Origin of the sequence: Denitrificimonas halotolerans, assembly GCF_034259425.1 — a bacterium.
Classification (GTDB): Bacteria; Pseudomonadota; Gammaproteobacteria; order Pseudomonadales; family Pseudomonadaceae; genus Denitrificimonas; species Denitrificimonas halotolerans.
In genome coordinates this window covers 361,726-381,161 of sequence record NZ_JAXIVU010000001.1, presented here as the reverse complement: position 1 = coordinate 381,161, position 19,436 = coordinate 361,726, and the positions used below count along the sequence as shown (strand labels likewise).

Below are 19,436 nucleotides of genomic sequence, written 5' to 3'. Positions count from 1 at the left end.
ACTTGTATTGGTTCAAGCCGTAGCTGTCCCAGACCTTAAAATAGTGGCCGTTGTGGTAGACCTGCCCGTTTTTCCATTGAGCTGCACCGGTATTGACGGGTATCCAGCCCAGTGAGCGGCATACACCGCCTGATTTGCGCCAGTTCAGCCGCACTTTCTTAAACTGCTTGCGGCGTGTGACATACTCACCTGCAATGCACTGTAAGGTTTGGCTATGCAGGCCAAGCTCTTTACCTGCGCCCTTTGTGTAGGGATGCATATCATACGCAGACAAAAACACACCACGCTCTTTAATCGAGCGTTGACTTAATTCATTAACAAAGTTCCAAACGAAATTGACGCTGCGAGCCATGCGGTTTAGCAAGGGCACATGCCTGTCTCGGACTCGGACTTTTAATGTTTTGGTGTGCTTTATCATACTGTATACAATACCAGTATCAACCTATACTGCAAAGACTTTAGCAGCCTGTTAAGGGGCTGCTTACGCACCCTTCGCTATCCATCCTCGCATTAAAAGTACAAGGTCTTACGCGATTTTGATAAAAAAGGTAGTAAATTAAACTGTTGAAAGATGAAGCCCAAATGGTCTGCACGAAAACGGTCACGCGCGCTGCTACTGAGTTGGCTTAAATCTTGTCCCAGAATTCGAATAACACCACTTTGCGGGAGCTGCACACCGCTAAGCAAGCTTAAAAGAGTAGTTTTTCCACTTCCAGAAGGCCCCTTTAAAAATACACTTTGTTTGGAGGCAAGCTGTAAGCTGTTGATATCTAGCAGTATATTTTGCTGAGGCCAGGCAAAGCGTAAAGCTTGTAGGTCAATGACAAGGGGAGTTGAGGGCATTTTTTTCTCGCAAATTCAAAAACTTTAAATAGCTGACCAACTTTAGTAAGCACTTTAAGAAACTGTGGTGTGGAGAGAGCTCAGTGGCAAACTGTTGTTTGGGGCTGATCATTTGTATATGTAAGTGCTCCATTTGTGGAAAAGCTTGAAAGAAAGCACTGAAATCAATTGTTTGTAATGCTTCTGGCTTGGTGCAGCGGAATGGATAGAGCACTTGAATATTACTGTGTTGGTGTGCTTTTTGCCCCCATATTTTGAGTATTAAGATCATTATTAAGATGAATAGATTCGGAAGTGCATTGAGCTTTTTGGGGCAGTGTGAAGAGGTAATTGGATGTTAAGGGTTGTTCTGCTTTTTTAACCTTTTGCTGTTTGAAACGCATAAAAATCCCCAGTATGCTCAATAATTATAAGTTATAGTATAACCTGTCTTTTTTGCTGTTGAGTCATTTTTATACTACTAATGGTTATATAGGTGAGTATTGCAACTTAGAAACAGCTTTAAAAAATGTATTTTTTGATTTTTTTATGAGTTTTTTCTACCACAAAGTACCCCAGCACTGATAAAGTCGAGGGGTTTAGAACCATGACTGCACACTCTGTGCGGTTTGCCGAGGCTTTATATTATGTCCCAAACTCTTGATGCGTTTTTATCTCATATAAAACAGCGTGACCCCGATCAGCCAGAATTTCATCAGGCTGTTGAAGAAGTGCTACGTACTTTATGGCCTTTTCTTGAGGAAAATCCGCACTATATGAAAGCCGGCATCATTGAGCGCATGGTGGAACCGGAGCGAGTGATCTTGTTCCGAGTACCTTGGGTCGATGATGCTGGTAAGGTTCATGTGAACCGAGGTTATCGGATTCAAATGAATAGCGCTATTGGTCCCTATAAGGGCGGCTTGCGTTTTCATCCATCCGTGAACCTTGGTGTATTAAAATTCTTAGCTTTTGAGCAAGTTTTTAAAAACTCCCTGACTTCACTGCCAATGGGTGGAGGTAAAGGTGGCTCTGACTTTGACCCTAAAGGTAAAAGCGATAACGAAGTGATGCGTTTTTGTCAGTCCTTCATGACTGAGTTGTATCGCCACATCGGCCACAACCTAGACGTACCTGCTGGTGATATTGGTGTAGGTGCACGTGAAATTGGTTATATGTTTGGTCAGTATAAGCGTTTAGCCAATGAATTTACTTCTGTCTTCACAGGTAAGGGTATGACATATGGTGGTAGCTTAATTCGTCCTGAAGCGACAGGTTATGGCTGTGTGTACTTTGCTGAAGAAATGCTGAAGAGTGTAAAGCGTCGTATTGAAGGTCAACGTGTTGCCATTTCAGGATCAGGTAATGTGGCACAGTATGCAGCGCAAAAAGTGATTGAGTTAGGAGGAAAGGTCATTTCTTTATCTGACTCAGGCGGTACTGTTTATATTGAAGAGGGTATGAACAACGATCACTGGCACTACTTGATGGATTTGAAAAATGTTCGTCGTGGCCGTATGCAAGAAATGGCCGAGCACTTTGGCTTAGAGTTTTTACCAGGGCAACGTCCTTGGGGGCTACAGTGTGATATTGCTTTGCCTTGTGCAACGCAAAATGAACTGGATATCCATGATGCGCGCACTTTGGTTGAAAATGGCTGTATGTGCGTAGCAGAAGGTGCAAACATGCCTTCAACTTTGGATGCCGTTGATTTGTTTATTGAAAAAGGCATTTTGTACGCACCAGGTAAAGCATCAAATGCCGGTGGTGTTGCAGTCAGCGGTTTAGAAATGACACAGAATGCGATGCGTCTACTGTGGACTGATGGTGAAGTGGATGCCAAGCTGCACAGTATCATGCAGCAAATTCATGCTGCTTGCGTGAACTACGGTATGGAAAATGGCCGTGTGAATTATGTTAAAGGTGCGAATATTGCAGGCTTTGTTAAAGTCGCTGATGCTATGTTGGCACAAGGGATTGTCTAACGGCACTTAAACAACCTCGCAGTACTGTAAAAAACGCCCTATTGAGTTATCAGAGGGCGTTTTTTATTGCCCAACTTGTTTAGTAACTGCTTGACCAGTGTCACTTCTTTAATCAATGGATCCTATACAATCGATAAGCCCTGCACTGGATTTGCATGATTTAGGAGAGGTTATTATGACCACCATTGATTCTCGCCAACGTTTGGAAACATTGCTGGCTGAATATATTGAACGTGCTACAGCCATTGAACGAGATTTGTCACGTGAGCATGCACAAAGTTTTTCTGAGCAAGCTACTGAACGGCAAAATGATATGGTGTTACAAGGTTTATTGGAAGATGCACGTAGTGGAATTAAAGAAGTTAAATTGGCTTTAGAGCGCTTGGAAGCAGGTACTTATGGGGAGTGCTTTAAGTGCGGTGAGGATATTCATAGCGCACGCTTAGAGGCTTTACCTGCTGCGACTTTATGCATCAATTGTGCTGACTCAGCTCAAATTTAAAACGCCTTCATCAAGCACTCGTAGTCATCTGTTCTGATTGACTACGAGTGTTTGTTTTTTGTGGTAGCTTTGAGCGCAGCTTGTGTTGTGATTTACATTGAACCTCTCTTCTTTTCATTTCAACCTTGCACTGTGACCTCAAGCAAGGCCAGAATGCCAAGTTCACTTCGCGGCATGGCCGCTCGCTGCAAGGAAAATCAATGCCTGATACAACTGCTAAAGCACAGCTTTTATCCCCTGATCAGTTAACACGTAACTTTAATGGGCACTTTAACTTCACCAGCACTGCAGAGTTGCAGCCGTTGGAAGGTGTGCTAGGACAATCGCGAGCTGTCCAAGCATTGCACTTTGGTGTCTCTATGCAACGTCCAGGCTATAACGTTTTTATTATGGGCGAACCCGGTACCGGACGTTTTTCCTATGCCAAACGTTACTTAACTGAGCAAGCTAAAAAACGTGCCACACCTTCTGACTGGCTATACGTAAATCACTTTCATGACGTGCGCGAGCCGCATGCCATTGAATTGCCAGCAGGAGAGGGGAGCCGGTTTTGCGCGGATATTGATACTTTACTTGGTAATTTACTTGCAACCTTCCCAGCCGTATTTGAAACTCCAGCGTGGCAACAGAAAAAAAGTGCGATTGATCGTGGTTTTAATCGACGCTATGAGCGGGCTTTAGATGTCGTTGAAAAGCTTGCATTAGAGAAAAATATCGCCTTGTATCGTGACAGCATGAATATTGCTTTTACGCCAATGCATGATGGTAAAGCCTTAGATGAAGCGGAGTTCGCTCAGCGTCCAGAAAGTGAACGCGAACAGTTTCATGCAGATATCTCTGAGTTAGAGGAGCAGCTCAATAAAGAGTTATCCAGTTTGCCGCAGTGGAAGCGTGAATCCAGTAACGAATTACGTGAGTTGAATGAAGAAACAATTGCTGCCGCACTTAAGCCTTTACTGGCACCTTTGATGGACAAGTATGCAGAACACTCAAGTGTTGTTGAGTACCTTGAAGCGATGCAAATGAATCTGTTGAAAACAGTGGTGGAACAGTTGGTCGATGCGGATCATAGTGATGCGGTAGCGCGCAAGTTACTAGAGGAACAGTACAGTCCAAATTTAATCATTGGGCATACGCCTGGTGAAGGTGCTCCGGTCGTATTTGAGTCTCATCCAACCTACGATAATTTATTTGGTCGCATTGAATATGGTACCGAACAGGGCGTGCTATATACCAATTACCGTCAGTTACGCTCTGGTGCATTACACAGCGCCAATGGTGGGTATTTAATTTTAGAAGCAGAGAAGCTCTTAACTGAGCCTTTTGTCTGGGAGGCACTGAAGCGCGCTTTACATTCTCGACAGTTAAAAATGGAGTCACCTCTGGTTGAGCTAGGGCGTATTGCAACGGCGACGTTACTACCACAAGTTATTCCTTTGCAAGTTAAGGTGGTGGTGATTGGTTCGCGTCAGCTGTATTACGCGTTAGAGCAGCTAGATCCTGATTTTCAAGAAATGTTTCGTTTGTTGGTGGACTTTGATGGCGATATTCCGCTTGCTGACGACACTTTAGGGCAGTTTGCTCAGCTGCTGCATACCCGTACTACTGAAGAAGGTATGGCTCCATTAACTGGCGAAGCTGTGAAGCAGTTGGCACGTTATAGCGCTCGTTTAGCAGAACATAAAGAGCGCATGACAGCCAGCTTAGCGGATATTTTTCAGGTGGTCAGTGAGGCTGATTTCTTTAGAGACAGTTTAGGAGCAGAGCTCACCGATGCTGTGCACATTGATAATGCTATTGCTGCTCGTATTGAACGAACAGGGCGTGTCTCTACACGGATTATGGACGATATGCTGTCCGGGGTAATTTTGATTGATACTCAAGGGGCAGCGATAGGTAAATGTAATGGTTTAACTGTGTTGGCCATGGGTGACACTGCTTTTGGAATGCCTGCACGTATTTCTGCTTCGGTTTACCCTGGCAGTAGCGGTATTGTCGACGTAGAGCGAGAAGTGAGTTTAGGTCAACCGATCCACTCTAAAGGTGTCATGATCTTGACTGGTTATATGGGTAGCCGCTATGCGCAGGAGTTTCCTTTGGCGATTTCAGCCAGTATCGCACTTGAACAGTCGTACGGATATATCGATGGTGATAGCGCTTCGCTCGGTGAAGTATGTGCATTAATTTCAGCGCTATCACGTATACCGCTGAAGCAGTCTTTTGCGATTACTGGATCGATCAACCAGTTTGGTGAAGTACAGGCCGTCGGTGGCGTAAATGAGAAAATTGAAGGTTTTTTTGAACTGTGTCAAAAACGTGGCCTGAACGGTGATCAAGGAGTCATTATTCCATGTTCAAATATTATTAATTTACTGCTGAACGAAACTGTTGTTGAAGCGGTAAAAGAGGGGCAATTCCATATTTACGCTGTCACACATGTAGATCAAGCGCTGAGCTTATTAAGCGGTGTAGAGGCGGGTGCTGTAAACGCTGAAGGTTGCTTTCCTGAGGGCAGCATAAATGCTTTAGTTGTTGAGCGTTTACGCATTATTTCAGAGCTTGGCCAGACTGATAACGAAGCAGAAGCCTCTGAGACATAATTATTGCAACTAACAAAATATTACTAAGTTATCCACAGTTTTAGGATGTTTGCGTCGTGCGGTGATAATAGAAGGCTCTAGAAAGTCTTGGTAAAACAAGTGGTTAAGGCTTTACTTAATTTCACTGTCCAAGATGTAAGTTTATTACACAATCTGTGCACAGAGTTATCCACAGGGGTGGGGCGTTATACCGCAGTGACTGAGGGGCGCAGATTCGCTTTAGTGGTCTGGAAAGCATAAGATTCGTTTATTCGTTTATTCGATTATTCATAAAATTTTGTTCTAGGAGTGTGTGGGGTATGACAGCAACAGCGTTTCGTTCTGAGCATGATTTACTGGGCTCTTTACCTGTCCCCAAAGATGCGTATTACGGTATTCAGACGTTGCGGGCCATGCACAACTTTCACCTCAGTGGTGTTCCTTTATCGCATTATCCAAACTTTGTTATTGCTTTAGCTATGGTCAAACAGGCTGCTGCTGATGCGAATAAAGAGTTGGGCTATTTGAGCGATGAAAAGCATGCTGCGATTAGTCACGCTTGTAAGCAGCTAATGGATGGTAAGCATCATGATCAGTTCATTGTTGACATGATTCAAGGTGGCGCGGGTACGTCAACCAATATGAATGCCAATGAGGTCATTGCTAATTTAGCCTTGGAAAGCATGGGGAAAGACAAAGGTGATTATCAGTTTTTGCATCCGAACAATGATGTCAATATGGCGCAATCAACTAACGATGCGTATCCGACAGCTATTCGGGTCGGTTTGCTATTAGGTCACAATGACCTTTTACTCAGCTTAGAGCGTCTAATTGGTGCTTTTGCGGATAAAGGTGAAGAGTTTGCTCATGTCTTGAAAATGGGGCGTACCCAATTACAAGATGCTGTGCCTATGACTCTGGGCCAAGAGTTTAAAGCTTTCGCTGCCAATTTAAATCAAGACTTAAATCGTTTAAAGAGCTTGGCAGAAGACTTATTTACTCCAGTAAACTTAGGGGGGACGGCCATTGGGACTGGTATTAACGCAGACCCCCGTTACCAATGTATTGCTGTGGAGCGTTTGGCCGCTATTTCAGGTCATCCCATCCAAGCTGCCCCAGACCTCATTGAAGCAACCTCTGACATGGGATCTTTTGTAGCTTTTTCAGGCATGCTGAAGCGGACTGCAGTCAAACTGTCAAAGATTTGTAATGACTTGCGCTTACTATCAAGTGGACCGCGCACAGGGATTAATGAAATTAATCTGCCGCCGCGTCAGCCAGGTAGTTCAATCATGCCAGGAAAAGTAAACCCAGTGATCCCAGAGGCTGTGAGTCAGGTTGCATATGAAGTGATCGGGAACGATTTGTCATTGACTTTAGCGGCAGAGGCAGGTCAATTGCAGCTTAATGTTATGGAGCCTTTGATTGCTTGGAAGATGTTTGACTCGATTCGTTTATTACGACGAGCGATGGATATGCTGCGTGAGCATTGCATTGTAGATATTACAGCTAACGAAGAACGTTGCCGCTCACTAATGGAACACTCCATTGGCTTAATAACTGCACTCAACCCGTATATCGGGTATGACAATGCGACGCGTATTGCTAAGAATGCCTTGGAAACAGGGTGTGGGGTATTAGAGCTGGTGCGTAAAGAAAACTTATTAGATGAGGCGTTGCTAGCTGACATCTTGCGTCCGGAAAATATGATCGCCCCACGTTTAGAGCCTTTAAAAGAGTAAACGCAATATCTTTATGCAGGACTTATCTAGGTCCTGCATAAGATTGAGTGATCAGTTTGCTGGCTGTTGTTTTTTCTGCAAGAAAATATAAACACTTAGCGTGAACATCAGTATAAAACTGATCATGCTAAGTTGAGCCAGATTGAGTCCTAAAAGCGTCCAGTTTATTTCTGCACAGTCAGCTGTTCCATGTAGCACTTTGCTGATTACTTCCTGCAAAGGAAATGCTTCAAGCATAAACTCCATAGGAGGTAGGCAAGAGGGCAGCTGATCTTTAGGTAACCCTTGTAACCAAATTTGTCGCCCTGCAGCAGCTATGCCAAAGCTAGCGCTAAGTAGGGTGAATATAGCATATACACGGCTTCCCACTTGTGTTGGGTTATGAACAGCTGCAAGTAAACAAACCACGCCAAATAATGCTACAGCGAAACGTTGTACATGGCATAAGGGGCAAGGAACTAAGCCAACAATATGTTCAAGGTATAAAGCCATAGCAATCAGGCCAGTGGAGCCTAAAAAACCTAAGAGAAAGAATTGGCGCGATGAAAGGGGGTACATTGAGATGCCTCGTTAAAGTAGTCCTAGAGTGGTACGCGTCAGCCAAAGGAGATGTATACACCCAGCGTGTCAAGCAGTGTGTGACACGCTGGATGGTTAGTTAATGTTGCGCAGGTTGCTCTGCTGGTTGAGGTAGTGAGGGTAAGGATTGCTCAAGAAGTTGGAAGCTCTCAGCAAACAATTGGTTGCTGCGCTGAGTATCGCCTAAGTGGCTTAGTAAACGTGCCAATTCTGCGCAGGTATGGGCCTCACGATGCAAGTTAAGACTTCTTTCGAAATAGTCACGGGCTTTTCCCCATAATTGGTTACGCAAACTGAGACGGCCTAGAGCACGTAGTAAAACTGGATTGTCCGGCGTCGTTTTAAGCCAGCTCTCTGCCAGTTGTAGCTGACGGGCCGTATCTTTTGCTTGGGCGCGGCCATAGAGTTCAATTAAATCATCATTAAGCGTGCCATGTAAGGCATGGCGCAGGACTGACTCAGCTGACTCATGATCATTTAAACGTAGCAATTCAGTAGCATAAGCCGCGACCAGTTGAGGATCTTGCTGCAGTTTATTTGAGAGACTTTGCCATGCTGTATTCAAAGCTTGCAAAGCTGCTTCAGTATTGGCATGGGTATTGTCTTGAGTGGCTGTTGCTAGGCGGCCAGACCAAGCTTGATACTCAATACTTTGTAGTTGCTCATTGCTGATGCGCTTACATTTACGTAAAGCAGGTAGCAAGCCGATGAGTGCTGACCAGTCTTGACGTTGACGCAAAAGTGCTTGTAAGCGTAAGAGAACTTCTTGATTGTTTGGATGCAGCTCGTGCATCGCCTCAAGAGTGTCTTGCGCTCCTGCATCGTCAGCACGTTCGAGCTGTAAGTCAGCATGCGCTAGTGCAATGGCCACTTCGGCTGAAGGTTGCTTCATTAATGCTTGCTCTAGTAGTTCATCAGCCTCCTCGCTGTGACCAAGCTTTTCTGCTGCTTTAGCTGCGCCTAGAAAATGGACTAGGGGTTGGCGTTCACCTTGTGCTGCACGACGTAAATGACGTAAAGCATTTTTCCAGTTACCCTGTGCCAACTCTAATGAGCCTTGTTCTGCTGCATAACGTAAGCGGCGATTCTGGTTGCGGTTTGACCAGGGGTTTATCAGTCCTGTAGAAATCAAGATCATCTTAATGAGGGTACGTATACCGTAAAGTATGGCCAATATGGCAGTAAGAACAGCCAAGAACACCCAGAGGCTTGACTCAAAACGGAATGATTTCCAGGAAATAAGCACATAGCCTGTATGTTCAGCAATAAACATGCCCAGTGTCGCAGCGATCGCTACAACCACAAGCAAAATAAGGTAGGTGCGCTTCATGATTAATTAGACTCCTCTTCGCTAGGCTCTTTTAGGCTTGAGCGGGTATTAATATAGGCTTCTAATGTGATTAAAGCGCTGTTAAGGTCTGGTAGTTCTTGACTCACTTTCTGTTCGTGCAGCTCAGAAATTTGTTCGCGTAGGCCGCTTACATTAGGATCCTTCTCACTAAAGTGCGCATTCAAAATAGCCAACGCTTGTTGTAGCGCTTGCTGATATACCTCGGTTGCACCGTTGAGAGCTGCCCATTGAGCTTGCTCTAAAGCCAAGCCTAAGGCTAAGCGCACTTGAGTGAGGCTTTGTCCAGCTAATAAAGGTTGTACTTGTTCGCTGGCATTAAAATCCACGCGTAGGTAGCGTGAAATTTGTTCCCACCATTGTGCCCAATAACCAGCGCCGTCCCCAGAAGAAACTTCAGCTTGTTCGCCTTTGCCTTTGACAAACTCAGGTGCTAAGTGTGTGAGTTGGCTCGCCTGTTGGTGTAATGCACCCAGTTTGACAAATAAACCAGTGCGGTCAACTGTATTGTTGGAACGTAGGGCTGCGATGCTGCGGGCAAGCTGTTCACGAGCGGCAAAAGCAGCTGGGTCATTTTGAGCTTGTAAAATTTGGTCTGCTGCTTCTAGCAAGTAGCGGGCACTATTGGTGTCATGTAATGCGCGCAAGCGTAAACTAGCCATCCGCAATAAGTGTTCAGCCTCGGCTAAACGCCAATCTTGTCTGCTTGCACCAAGTACCTTGTCTAGGCGCTGCGATAGTTGCTGTTGTTCGGCTTGTAAATCAGCAACTAGCTCACGCCCTTGCAGAAGTTCAGTGCTGGAAGGTAGTTGAGCTAGGGCATTTCGAAGTTGTTGCTCACGTTTGACTAGTTCAGCATTTTGTTCACGCATGTTGCTTAGTTCTTGCTCTAGTGCTTGTTGCTGCTGCTCTTGTTTAGAAGAGCCGTCAACAAAACCTTGGTTTTGCATCAAGCTCCAGCCGCCAGCACCTAAGCCACCTAAACTGATAATAAGGGCAAGAATAGCGATGCCCTTACCAGATGAAGACTTTTCTTCAGGTTTTTTGTTTTGGGGTGTTGACTGTTGTGAGGTCACTTTTTGCTGACCGGCTTGCTGTTTATTATTTTGCTGTTTATTTGCAGTCTGTTCAGACTTTTTGGCATTGTCTTGTTTGGCTGCATCAGCTGTTTTTTTATCCGTTGTGGTTTCTGGTTTTTCTGATGACTGAGTCATAACTAAATCCTTATGCTGATGGTGCGGCATGTGTGGCCAAGGCATTTAAGACAGCTTGGTTATTGGCACCGCGGCAATCGATAACCTGTTGCGCACCGAGCTTGCGAGCGATTTTAGCGACGCGCGGACTTGGTACAAACAATACTAAAGAGGCCAAGATTGGCCAATGTTCTGCGGCCAATTCAATTAAGTGACGTAATCCTTGCTCGCTACTGACCACTAGACCGTTAAGCTGTTCCTGTTGTATACGGGCATTCAATGTTCCCGTAGGATAAACGGGTAAGCGCCTGCGATAAAGCGGTAAAAAATCAACTTCAATACCACGGGCTCTTAATTGCTCTGATAGAAAGTTGCGGCCGACATCGGCACGCATGACTAAGACGCGAGGGTTGTACGTGTCGAGTGTTTCCAAAAATTTGGGAAGGGCAAGTAAAGCTTCGCTATCATCACCCTGCTCAGGCCAACTAACTGGGAGCCCATAATCAGCTAATATTTGGCCGGAGCCAGCTCCTACAGTAAACCAGTGTTGATTAATTGGGGGTTGCGGCCAATACTGATCAATGCGTTGTAAGCCCAGTAACGCTGCAGGCTTGCTCACAACAACAACAGCGCAGTATTGATCAAGATTGAGTATTAATGAGCGCTGCGCAGGTGTTTCGGGCAACGCTTCGATCTCTAAAAGCGGTAAACTGCTGCTATAAATATGATGCTCAGCCAGTAACGCAGATAAAATCGCATTATCTGCACTTGGTCGAGTAATGAGCACACGCCATGGATTCACTGTACTGGAGTCTCTTCTTCATACAATGCAGCCAAGATCTCTCCTGCACCTTGAGCTAAAAGATCTTCTGCTACAGCAATACCTAAGGCTTCTGCTTCATCGCGGTGAGCGCGTTTATCGGCAAAAAGTAAAGTTGAAGCATCTGGCTGACCAACAAAACCGCGTAACCATAACTCATCACCTTCTAGTTCGGCATAACACGCAATGGGGACTTGGCAGCCACCGTTTAAGTGGCGATTGAGTGCACGTTCGGCTATTACACGAGCAGCTGTATTGGGATGATGTAAAGGTTTAAGTAACTCGTGGATGGCCGTATCATCACTGCGGCACTCAATACCTACAGCACCTTGGCCGCCTGAAGGTAAGCTGATGCTGACATCAAGGCGACTGCGAATACGCTCTTCGAAACCTAAGCGCAGCAGGCCGGCAGTAGCGAGAATAATGGCATCATATTGGCCGTCATCTAACTTCGCTAAGCGGGTGTTTACATTTCCGCGTAAGAAATTCACAACTAAGTCAGGACGTTGAGCGAGAATTTGCGCTTGGCGTCTGAGGCTAGATGTGCCAACGATGCTACCTTCCGGTAATTCATTAAGGTTAGCGTAGGTGTTTGAGACAAAAGCATCACTTGGGTCTTCACGTTCACATACGCAGTACAGGCCTAACCCCTCAGGGAAAGCCATGGGCACATCTTTCATCGAGTGCACAGCAATGTCTGCTTCTTTTGAGATTAAGGCTGACTGTAGTTCTTTAACGAATAAACCTTTTCCGCCGATTTTGGCTAAAGGTGAATCAAGTAGCTGATCACCGCGACTGACCATAGGCACTAAAGTAACTGTAAGTTGCGGGTGTGCTGCCTCAAGCTTAGCTTTTACAAACTCTGCTTGCCATAGAGCTAAAGCACTTTTACGGGTGGCAATACGCAGTTCGGTTATAGGTTCTTCACTTAAAGACATAGTTCTAATCCAAAATTATCAATGTTTATAACAGGAATGATAGCAGGCACAGCCTCAGCTTACCTCATGTGGTAGGTCAAGATTTTTTAGTGAGTGAATGAGTGTCCGTATAGCAGCTACATGACGACGACTTATGCTTAAGGGATTTGTAACGCCCCGTAAATATAAAACATGTTGTCCATTGTCGGTACGTTGTAAGTAATCAATATGTTTACGGCTCACTAAGGCATTACGATGAATACGTACAAGCTGCTCGCCAAACTCTTGGTGTAATGATTTAAGAGACTCGTCCAGTAGAGTTTCGCCTCGACTGTGGCGCAAAGTGACATATTTATTGTCAGCAATACAATAAATGACCTCTGTAAAAGGGATGAGCTCAAGCCCTTTGTAGGTGCGTGCGCTCAGATAGGTGCGAGGTATATTAAGTGTTTGTGGAGTACGAGAAAAAGCAATTAACTGTGCTGGAGTTAAGCGTTGCGCTTGAGTTAATGCTAAATGCAGTTGTTTGCCTGTGATGGGTTTAAGTAGATGCTTTATATGGTTTTCTTGTAGAGCAGAAGCTTGCTGGTTCTGACTGTCTAAACAAAAAATGATAGCTGGTGCGTTAGGATGCGTACAGAGTTGTGCAGCAACTTGTAAGCCATCGATATTATCTAAATCAAAACTCAATAGGAGTACATCAGGTAAGAGCTTTTCCACAAGTTGGACAACCTGATCACCCTTGCTGATAAGAGGTTGCAGTATGGTGCAATCCGCGAGCTTTGTAGTAGCGCGTATTAAGTTCGCATAAGTTTGCAGGTCTTTATCTGCGACTAATATTTTCATTGTGCTTAGGCGCCTCTACTTTAAAGGTCGAAAACCAGATGGGTTTTGACGTGTAGTGTAGCGATCCAGTTATCTAGCAGTGTTACCAGTCAATACTCAAGTGTGCAAGGGTTGTTACATTTTAAAATACTAAAGTGTTAGTTGCAGTCGTGTTTGCTTAGGCTGTTCTCGTGGGAGGAGGCTGTACGCAAGCGGCCTTGACGGTTAAGAATGATTTGCCAGCTGATGAGCGGTTGTGAGCAACTGAAAAAACGTCCATTGCTTAAAGGACTGGTGCCGTTGCTATGAAAAACGATGCGTGTTTGAAACCCTCTCCAATAGAGGTGTGGGTTGTGATTAGGTTGTATAAAAGTTATGAGTTTAAGGCTGTCTACTTCTCGTATTAGCCAACCTGAAGGCCAGTTGCTAGAGCAGATTAAGCCATCATTGCTAGCGCACACCTCAACGCTGACGCCTTGAATAATCGCGTGGGAACGTGCCAATTGTAGAGTGCGCAACACCTGCCTATATAACGTATGCTGCTGGTTGCGCTCCAAGAGGTTTTGCAGTCCGGGTGCAGCAATGACGCCAATTATCATCACTAGAGTCAATACTAGCAGGATTTCTATGAGGCTAAACGCACGTTGACCTTCCATACAAAAGTGTCTCCACTTGCTACTTATGGTCATTTGTAATGTTATTTAGTAGTAGTCTAGAAAAGACTTGTTGGCAAATAGTTGTGAGGGGGGATATTTAAAAAATAAAGTAAAGTATTTCCTATTCCTATTGAAGAATAAAGGTGAGTGAAATGAGTGATTCCATTATTGTTCCTTGTGCACATTGCGCGACTTTAAACCGTATTCCCAATCAAAAGCGTACTGAGCATCCAAAATGTGGTTCATGTAAACAAGCTATTTTTATGATGACAGCATTTGATTTAGATGCAGCGGTTTTTGCTAAACAACGTCAAGGAGATGTGCCTTTGTTAGTGGATGTATGGGCAAGTTGGTGTGGTCCTTGTCGCCAGTTTGCACCAATCTTTAGTGAGGCAGCTCAACAGTTGAGCGGTCGCTGCCGTTTTGCCAAGCTCGATAGTGAAGCTTATCCAGGCTTATCCGCCGAATTGGGTGTGCGCTCTATTCCCAGTTTGATCTTGTTTCGTAATGGCAAAGAAGTTGCACGACAAAGCGGTGCTATGCCTTTAATCAACTTGCTCAACTGGCTTAAGAGTTATGGTGTAGATAGTTAAAACAGGCACCCATAATTGCGCGCCTTCCTGTTATTATATGTACATCTTTAATTGTTTAGCTGGGCAGTATTAATGAGCAAGGAAAAAACCAATCAATCTTGGGGTGGCCGTTTTAGCGAGCCGGTGGATGCATTTGTCGCGCGCTTTACTGCGTCGGTGGATTTTGATCAACGCCTGTATCGCCATGACATTATGGGCTCTATTGCTCATGCCACAATGCTAGCTAAAGTGGGCGTTTTAACCGCTGAAGAACGAGATACCGTCATTGCTGGCTTGAAAAGTATCGAGCAAGAAATTGCTAACGGTGAGTTTGTTTGGAGCACTGAGCTTGAAGATGTGCATATGAACATCGAGGCGCGTTTGACTGAACAGGTTGGCATCGTTGGTAAGAAGTTGCACACGGGGCGCAGTCGTAATGATCAAGTTGCGACAGATATCCGTTTGTGGCTACGTGATGAGATTGATGTAATTTTAGCTGAAATTACCCGCTTGCAAGAGGGCCTTTTAGGTTTGGCTGAAGCGCACGCAGAAACTATTATGCCAGGCTTTACTCACTTGCAAACTGCCCAACCCGTGACTTTTGGTCATCATATGTTGGCTTGGTTTGAAATGCTTTCACGTGACTATGAACGTTTAGTGGATTGTCGGAAGCGTACTAACCGTATGCCATTAGGAAGTGCTGCGTTGGCGGGAACAACTTATCCCATTGATCGTGAATTTACCTGTGAATTACTTGGTTTTGAAGGTGTTTCTGGTAACTCACTAGATGGCGTTTCAGATCGTGACTTTGCTATTGAGTTTTGTGCGGCTGCCAGTGTAGCCATGATGCATTTGTCACGTTTTTCTGAAGAGTTAGTGCTGTGGACCTCAGCACAGTTTCAGTTTATTGATTTACCTGATCGTTTCTGTACGGGTAGTTCTATTATGCCGCAGAAGAAAAATCCAGATGTGCCAGAGTTGGTGCGGGGTAAGAGTGGCCGTGTCTTTGGTTCGCTTATGGGATTATTAACTTTGATGAAAAGCCAACCGCTAGCTTACAACAAAGATAACCAAGAAGATAAAGAACCGTTGTTTGATGCGGCTGACACCTTGCGAGATAGTTTACGGGCTTTTGCTGACATGGTGCCTGCAATTAAGCCTAAAACTGAGATGATGCGTGAAGCAGCATTGCGTGGATTCTCCACCGCAACAGACTTAGCTGACTACTTGGTAGGTAAGGGACTTCCTTTCCGCGATTGCCATGAAATTGTTGGTCTGGCAGTACGTTATGGTGTGGAAAATGAGAAAGACTTGGCGCAGATGAGTTTGGCTGAATTACAGCAGTTCAGTATTGAAATTACTGAGGATGTTTTTGAAGTCTTGACTTTAGAAGGCTCAGTAAGCGCCCGTGACCACATTGGTGGTACCGCACCCACGCAAGTGCGTGCAGCAGTCTTGCGTGGTCGTGAATTATTACAGAGTCGCTAGGCACTAAACATCTGCGGCTTTAGCTGAACAATCTTTTAGGGGGTTAGTGTGATGGATAAACCGAGAGATGCTCGCTTTCAAGTATCGGCTGATCGCACCTCAGCTAGTCGCAGAGTGCGTTATGTGGAAACCAATCAAGGTGAAGCAGGTGATTGCATGCTGTGCCAACTTGATGAAGGAGGAGTACCTATAGGTGAGGTCGCTGCTTCTTTGGTAGGGCAGCAGCCGCAGGGAGAGCCGGTAGAGTCGATGCGAGAAGAGCACGTAGACGATGACGCTGTTGGTGATGAGTTGATTCAAGCTATAGAAAATCAATTATCTGCACAGCAGCCAGCCGCGGCGCAAGCTGTATTTAATAAGTTGACTGTAGTCGGATATGAGCGTGAAGACATTGTGCAGATGATGGCGCAAGTTTTAGCATGGCAAATCAGCGAAATGTTAGAGGCTGATCGCGCTTTTGATATGGATGCTTATGAGCGTGCTTTACGTGCATTACCACAGCTGCCTGAAGGGTCTTAAAGTATCAGGTAATAGTTACAAGCCCTTTATAATCTGATTATTAGATGGAGTGCATTATGTCTTGGAACTCGGAAATTCTCGCGGAGTTGGAAGTGTTATGTTTGTATAACTTAGACAGTACTCAGGAGGGAATTAAGGTGCACAGTAGTGCTGGTGCTGACCGTGTTGCAGCCGCTCAACGTTTATATGAGAAAGGGTTGATCACTCAGGATGATGGTGGTTATTTAACAAGCTTGGGTTTAGAGACAGCTGCGCATGCGCAAGCTGTATTGATAGTATTGAATTCTAATTCAGATTAGGTAAATCATCATGGTTGATAGCTTTTTATGCTGAAGAGAAAGTGAGGCAAGCTATTTTAGCGTATCAACCATGATTGGCGGTTATTTATTGAGTGTTCAAATAAAATTATAGAGTAAAATCACCGGCTGCCTCAGGCTGATAGCTTACCCTGTTTAAAATCAATTTTAGGCTTTTTCCCTTGGGGGTCTCCCAGTCAATTTCTTGTCCGACCTGTAAGCCTAATAGTGCCATGCCGATGGGTGCTAAAATTGAAACATTACCCTCAATACCACCTTGTTTCGGATAGGTTAGAGTCAGTTCATAGTCTGCTGCACTGTTGGCTTCATGGAAGTGTGCTGTGGAGTTCATTGTCACAATATCACTAGCAATTTCCGTATGACCAACAAAATTAGCGCGAGCAAGTTCTACCTCTAAGGCCTCTGCAGCGTCATCATAGTCATCTAAATTGTCGAGCATTTGCTCAAGACGTTGCATGTCTAGACGAGTGACGGTAATCGCGGGCTTGTTGCTCATGGTGTTTGTGCACTCCTAAAATTATTTATCAGAGAGTAAAAAAGACAAAACCCCGCCAAATGACGGGGTTTTAAGCTGCTGTTTTTCATTACAGCAATAAGTTCAACGTATCACAGATATCTAAATAAGCAAGTGGATATGCTGTGTCCGATAAATAATTAAAGGCTGCTTAGATCAAAATGCTCTTGGGTGTGTGCTAAAAGGATTTCACTGAGCATTTGCGCTAATGTTTGCTGAGTACCTGAGCAGACCCACGTATTTTGTTCGCTGTCGTAATCAAAGTGAAAACCACCGCTACGGTCTGCGAGCCAGAGCTGTTTTAAAGGTTCTTGGCGGCTGAGAATGACTTGATGTTGATTTTCAAAAGTTAAAGTAAGGATACCTGCGCTGCTCTCAAGATCAATATCTGCATCACCGTTATCAATAATGTCTTCAAGATCTCTTTGGGTGCGGTCCACAAGGTCATGGAATTGGCTATTGTTTAGGCTCATTGCGAGCTCCTTTATAATTTGAGTGGATCAATTAAAGTGTGGGAGTCAAATACTTAGATACAGCAGACAATAATACGTCTTTTTCATGCATATCCTAGCCCTGAGGCTTACTCTGCGCATAGGCAAGTTTATAAGGGGTCGGTATACTCATTGCATTCATCGTTTTGACAAAGGATTTATTATGAAGCGTATTTTGCTTCCATTTATAGTGTTGACAGTCATGTTACTGGGTTTAACCGCTTGCGGGCAAAAAGGTCCGCTTTACCATCCTGATGATGAGAAAGCAGCTCATGAACACCGTAAAGATCGTTACGAGTTTTAAGGAAGTATTCTATGCAAGCGTTTAACTATAAACAGAATGAATTACATGCAGAAAATGTCGCTTTATCAGCGATTGCTGAAAAGTATGGTACGCCTACCTACGTTTACTCGCGAGCACACATTGAAGCGCAATATCGAAGTTATGCTGATGCGCTCGAAGGGGTTGAACACTTGGTTTGCTTTGCAGTTAAAGCGAACTCTAATATTGCGGTATTAAATATCCTAGCGCGTCTGGGCGCTGGCTTTGATATTGTTTCCGTTGGTGAGCTAGAGCGTGTATTGGCAGCTGGTGGAAAGCCAGAGCGTGTGGTTTTTTCTGGTGTAGGTAAAACCCGTGAAGAAATGCGCCGTGCTTTAGAAGTGGGTGTGCATTGTTTTAATGTGGAATCAGTGGATGAGTTGGACCGATTACAAGAAGTGGCCGCTCATTTGGGAGTGATTGCCCCAGTTTCTTTACGAGTTAATCCGGATGTTGATGCAGGTACTCACCCGTATATATCTACGGGCTTGAAAGACAATAAATTTGGTATTGATATTGAGATTGCTGAATCAGTTTATTTGCGCGCAGCGACCTTAAGTAATATAGCTATTAAAGGTGTCGATTGTCATATCGGTTCGCAGCTTACCACTTTAGATCCATTCTTAGACGCTCTTGATCGTGTTTTATTGCTTGTTGATCGTCTAGCTCAGCGCGGTATTCAAGTCAGTCACCTTGACTTAGGTGGTGGCTTAGGTGTGCGCTATCAGGATGAAGAACCCCCTTGCGCGGGTGATTATATGGCTGCAGTACGAGAGCGTGTGGCAGGTCGTAACTTAGCATTGGTGTTTGAGCCAGGGCGCTATATTGTGGCAAATGCAGGGGTTTTGCTAACTAAAGTAGAATATTTAAAACATACCGAGCATAAGGATTTTGCCATTGTTGATGCGGCAATGAATGATTTACTGCGTCCAGCTTTGTATCAAGCTTGGATGGGGGTTCAGCCAGTTAAGCCGCGTACCGGAATGCCGCGCAGCTATGATGTTGTTGGGCCAGTCTGTGAAACGGGAGATTTTTTAGCGAAAGAGCGTGAGTTGGTTTTAGCTGAAAATGACTTGTTGGCTGTCTGCTCCGCGGGTGCCTATGGCTTTGTTATGAGCTCTAACTACAACAGCCGTGGGCGTGCCGCGGAAGTGGTAGTGGATGATGATAAAGCGTATCTGGTACGCCGACGTGAAACCATAGAGGAGCTTTACGCTCACGAAAGTTTATTGCCGGAGTCATAAT

Annotated in this window: 20 protein-coding genes and 2 pseudogenes; 10 read left to right on the top strand and 12 right to left on the bottom strand. The window is 44.8% G+C overall.

The window, feature by feature from the left end:
* The 3 genes and pseudogenes from TOI97_RS01855 to TOI97_RS13285 form a co-directional block, all read right to left on the bottom strand.
* A pseudogene (locus tag TOI97_RS01855) lies at positions 1-352 on the bottom strand (RNA-guided endonuclease InsQ/TnpB family protein); the annotation flags it as partial.
* A 185-nt stretch (positions 353-537) separates the two neighbouring features.
* Positions 538-843: pseudogene (locus tag TOI97_RS01850) on the bottom strand (ATP-binding cassette domain-containing protein); the annotation flags it as partial.
* Positions 818-1,114, bottom strand: a complete 297-nt coding sequence (locus TOI97_RS13285) for a ZrgA family zinc uptake protein (RefSeq protein WP_407651291.1) — start codon at positions 1,112-1,114, stop codon at positions 818-820. The pseudogene TOI97_RS01850 and the gene TOI97_RS13285, both read right to left, overlap by 26 nt.
* A 355-nt stretch (positions 1,115-1,469) precedes the next feature.
* Between TOI97_RS13285 and gdhA the strand changes: the two genes are divergently transcribed.
* The 4 genes from gdhA (at position 1,470) to TOI97_RS01830 (ending at position 7,630) form a co-directional block, all read left to right on the top strand.
* Positions 1,470-2,807: an NADP-specific glutamate dehydrogenase gene (gdhA, locus tag TOI97_RS01845; RefSeq protein ID WP_321552414.1), complete on the top strand. Its 1,338-nt coding sequence runs from the start codon at positions 1,470-1,472 to the stop codon at positions 2,805-2,807.
* Between the two features lie 175 nt (positions 2,808-2,982).
* Positions 2,983-3,309, top strand: coding sequence for a TraR/DksA family transcriptional regulator (locus TOI97_RS01840; RefSeq protein WP_321552413.1), 327 nt, complete (start codon positions 2,983-2,985; stop codon positions 3,307-3,309).
* A 200-nt stretch (positions 3,310-3,509) separates the two neighbouring features.
* A complete protein-coding gene (locus tag TOI97_RS01835; protein WP_321552412.1) occupies positions 3,510-5,909 on the top strand; it encodes a Lon protease family protein in 2,400 nt (799 codons plus the stop codon).
* Between the two features lie 299 nt (positions 5,910-6,208).
* On the top strand, positions 6,209-7,630 hold the full coding sequence (locus TOI97_RS01830; RefSeq protein ID WP_321552411.1) for an aspartate ammonia-lyase: 1,422 nt from the start codon (positions 6,209-6,211) through the stop codon (positions 7,628-7,630).
* A gap of 51 nt (positions 7,631-7,681) precedes the next feature.
* Here TOI97_RS01830 and TOI97_RS01825 read toward each other — a convergent pair whose 3' ends face one another.
* The 7 genes from TOI97_RS01825 to TOI97_RS01795 form a co-directional block, all read right to left on the bottom strand.
* Positions 7,682-8,188 (bottom strand): disulfide bond formation protein B, encoded by a 507-nt coding sequence (locus TOI97_RS01825; RefSeq protein WP_321552410.1) that lies wholly within the window; start codon positions 8,186-8,188, stop codon positions 7,682-7,684.
* Positions 8,189-8,288: 100 nt separating this feature from the next.
* Positions 8,289-9,539 carry a heme biosynthesis HemY N-terminal domain-containing protein gene (locus TOI97_RS01820; protein ID WP_321552409.1) on the bottom strand — a complete coding sequence of 417 codons (1,251 nt, stop codon included), beginning with the start codon at positions 9,537-9,539 and terminating at the stop codon, positions 8,289-8,291.
* 2 nt (positions 9,540-9,541) lie between these two features.
* Positions 9,542-10,771, bottom strand: coding sequence for a uroporphyrinogen-III C-methyltransferase (locus TOI97_RS01815; protein ID WP_321552408.1), 1,230 nt, complete (start codon positions 10,769-10,771; stop codon positions 9,542-9,544).
* 10 nt (positions 10,772-10,781) lie between these two features.
* Entirely contained in the window at positions 10,782-11,552 is a 771-nt protein-coding gene (locus TOI97_RS01810; protein ID WP_321552407.1) for a uroporphyrinogen-III synthase, read from the bottom strand.
* The gene (hemC, locus tag TOI97_RS01805; RefSeq protein ID WP_321552406.1) at positions 11,549-12,508 is read right to left on the bottom strand and encodes a hydroxymethylbilane synthase; all 960 of its coding nucleotides are present in this window, start codon (positions 12,506-12,508) and stop codon (positions 11,549-11,551) included. Before hemC ends, TOI97_RS01810 begins: the two co-directional genes overlap by 4 nt.
* 54 nt (positions 12,509-12,562) lie before the next feature.
* Entirely contained in the window at positions 12,563-13,333 is a 771-nt protein-coding gene (locus TOI97_RS01800; RefSeq protein ID WP_321552405.1) for a LytR/AlgR family response regulator transcription factor, read from the bottom strand.
* Positions 13,334-13,470: 137 nt separating this feature from the next.
* Positions 13,471-13,968 (bottom strand): GspH/FimT family pseudopilin, encoded by a 498-nt coding sequence (locus tag TOI97_RS01795; RefSeq protein ID WP_321552404.1) that lies wholly within the window; start codon positions 13,966-13,968, stop codon positions 13,471-13,473.
* A 152-nt stretch (positions 13,969-14,120) separates the two neighbouring features.
* Here TOI97_RS01795 and trxC point away from each other — a divergent pair, with 152 nt between their 5' ends.
* The 4 genes from trxC (at position 14,121) to TOI97_RS01775 (ending at position 16,846) form a co-directional block, all read left to right on the top strand.
* A complete protein-coding gene (trxC, locus tag TOI97_RS01790) occupies positions 14,121-14,561 on the top strand; it encodes a thioredoxin TrxC (protein WP_321552403.1) in 441 nt (146 codons plus the stop codon).
* Between the two features lie 72 nt (positions 14,562-14,633).
* On the top strand, positions 14,634-16,028 hold the full coding sequence (argH, locus tag TOI97_RS01785; protein ID WP_321552402.1) for an argininosuccinate lyase: 1,395 nt from the start codon (positions 14,634-14,636) through the stop codon (positions 16,026-16,028).
* A gap of 51 nt (positions 16,029-16,079) precedes the next feature.
* Positions 16,080-16,547, top strand: a complete 468-nt coding sequence (locus TOI97_RS13280) for a hypothetical protein (protein ID WP_407651290.1) — start codon at positions 16,080-16,082, stop codon at positions 16,545-16,547.
* 56 nt (positions 16,548-16,603) lie between these two features.
* Positions 16,604-16,846: a TIGR02647 family protein gene (locus TOI97_RS01775; protein WP_321552401.1), complete on the top strand. Its 243-nt coding sequence runs from the start codon at positions 16,604-16,606 to the stop codon at positions 16,844-16,846.
* 106 nt (positions 16,847-16,952) lie between these two features.
* Here the strand turns inward: TOI97_RS01775 and rnk are convergent, their stop codons facing one another.
* Together rnk and cyaY are read right to left on the bottom strand one after the other, a co-directional pair.
* Positions 16,953-17,360, bottom strand: a complete 408-nt coding sequence (rnk, locus tag TOI97_RS01770) for a nucleoside diphosphate kinase regulator (RefSeq protein ID WP_321552400.1) — start codon at positions 17,358-17,360, stop codon at positions 16,953-16,955.
* 158 nt (positions 17,361-17,518) lie between these two features.
* Positions 17,519-17,851, bottom strand: coding sequence for an iron donor protein CyaY (cyaY, locus tag TOI97_RS01765; RefSeq protein WP_321552399.1), 333 nt, complete (start codon positions 17,849-17,851; stop codon positions 17,519-17,521).
* Positions 17,852-18,032: 181 nt separating this feature from the next.
* On the opposite strand from cyaY, the gene lptM reads away from it, so the two are divergent.
* Together lptM and lysA are read left to right on the top strand one after the other, a co-directional pair.
* On the top strand, positions 18,033-18,173 hold the full coding sequence (lptM, locus tag TOI97_RS01760; RefSeq protein WP_321552398.1) for an LPS translocon maturation chaperone LptM: 141 nt from the start codon (positions 18,033-18,035) through the stop codon (positions 18,171-18,173).
* A gap of 11 nt (positions 18,174-18,184) precedes the next feature.
* Entirely contained in the window at positions 18,185-19,435 is a 1,251-nt protein-coding gene (lysA, locus tag TOI97_RS01755) for a diaminopimelate decarboxylase (RefSeq protein WP_321552397.1), read from the top strand.
* The last annotated feature ends 1 nt before the right edge of the window (position 19,436 follow it).

What these genes read in the sequence shown, in the direction of transcription:
- TOI97_RS13285 (WP_407651291.1), bottom strand. Translation starts at nt 1,114, where the DNA reads ATGATCTTAATACTCAAAATATGGGGGCAAAAAGCACACCAACACAGT.
- TOI97_RS01835 (WP_321552412.1), top strand. Translation starts at nt 3,510, where the DNA reads ATGCCTGATACAACTGCTAAAGCACAGCTTTTATCCCCTGATCAGTTA.
- TOI97_RS01825 (WP_321552410.1), bottom strand. Translation starts at nt 8,188, where the DNA reads ATGTACCCCCTTTCATCGCGCCAATTCTTTCTCTTAGGTTTTTTAGGC.
- lysA (WP_321552397.1), top strand. Translation starts at nt 18,185, where the DNA reads ATGCAAGCGTTTAACTATAAACAGAATGAATTACATGCAGAAAATGTC.
- TOI97_RS01840 (WP_321552413.1), top strand. Translation starts at nt 2,983, where the DNA reads ATGACCACCATTGATTCTCGCCAACGTTTGGAAACATTGCTGGCTGAA.
- lptM (WP_321552398.1), top strand. Translation starts at nt 18,033, where the DNA reads ATGAAGCGTATTTTGCTTCCATTTATAGTGTTGACAGTCATGTTACTG.
- TOI97_RS01830 (WP_321552411.1), top strand. Translation starts at nt 6,209, where the DNA reads ATGACAGCAACAGCGTTTCGTTCTGAGCATGATTTACTGGGCTCTTTA.
- TOI97_RS13280 (WP_407651290.1), top strand. Translation starts at nt 16,080, where the DNA reads ATGGATAAACCGAGAGATGCTCGCTTTCAAGTATCGGCTGATCGCACC.
- TOI97_RS01795 (WP_321552404.1), bottom strand. Translation starts at nt 13,968, where the DNA reads ATGGAAGGTCAACGTGCGTTTAGCCTCATAGAAATCCTGCTAGTATTG.
- TOI97_RS01775 (WP_321552401.1), top strand. Translation starts at nt 16,604, where the DNA reads ATGTCTTGGAACTCGGAAATTCTCGCGGAGTTGGAAGTGTTATGTTTG.
- gdhA (WP_321552414.1), top strand. Translation starts at nt 1,470, where the DNA reads ATGTCCCAAACTCTTGATGCGTTTTTATCTCATATAAAACAGCGTGAC.
- cyaY (WP_321552399.1), bottom strand. Translation starts at nt 17,851, where the DNA reads ATGAGCCTAAACAATAGCCAATTCCATGACCTTGTGGACCGCACCCAA.
- TOI97_RS01815 (WP_321552408.1), bottom strand. Translation starts at nt 10,771, where the DNA reads ATGACTCAGTCATCAGAAAAACCAGAAACCACAACGGATAAAAAAACA.
- trxC (WP_321552403.1), top strand. Translation starts at nt 14,121, where the DNA reads ATGAGTGATTCCATTATTGTTCCTTGTGCACATTGCGCGACTTTAAAC.
- TOI97_RS01820 (WP_321552409.1), bottom strand. Translation starts at nt 9,539, where the DNA reads ATGAAGCGCACCTACCTTATTTTGCTTGTGGTTGTAGCGATCGCTGCG.
- hemC (WP_321552406.1), bottom strand. Translation starts at nt 12,508, where the DNA reads ATGTCTTTAAGTGAAGAACCTATAACCGAACTGCGTATTGCCACCCGT.
- TOI97_RS01800 (WP_321552405.1), bottom strand. Translation starts at nt 13,333, where the DNA reads ATGAAAATATTAGTCGCAGATAAAGACCTGCAAACTTATGCGAACTTA.
- argH (WP_321552402.1), top strand. Translation starts at nt 14,634, where the DNA reads ATGAGCAAGGAAAAAACCAATCAATCTTGGGGTGGCCGTTTTAGCGAG.
- rnk (WP_321552400.1), bottom strand. Translation starts at nt 17,360, where the DNA reads ATGAGCAACAAGCCCGCGATTACCGTCACTCGTCTAGACATGCAACGT.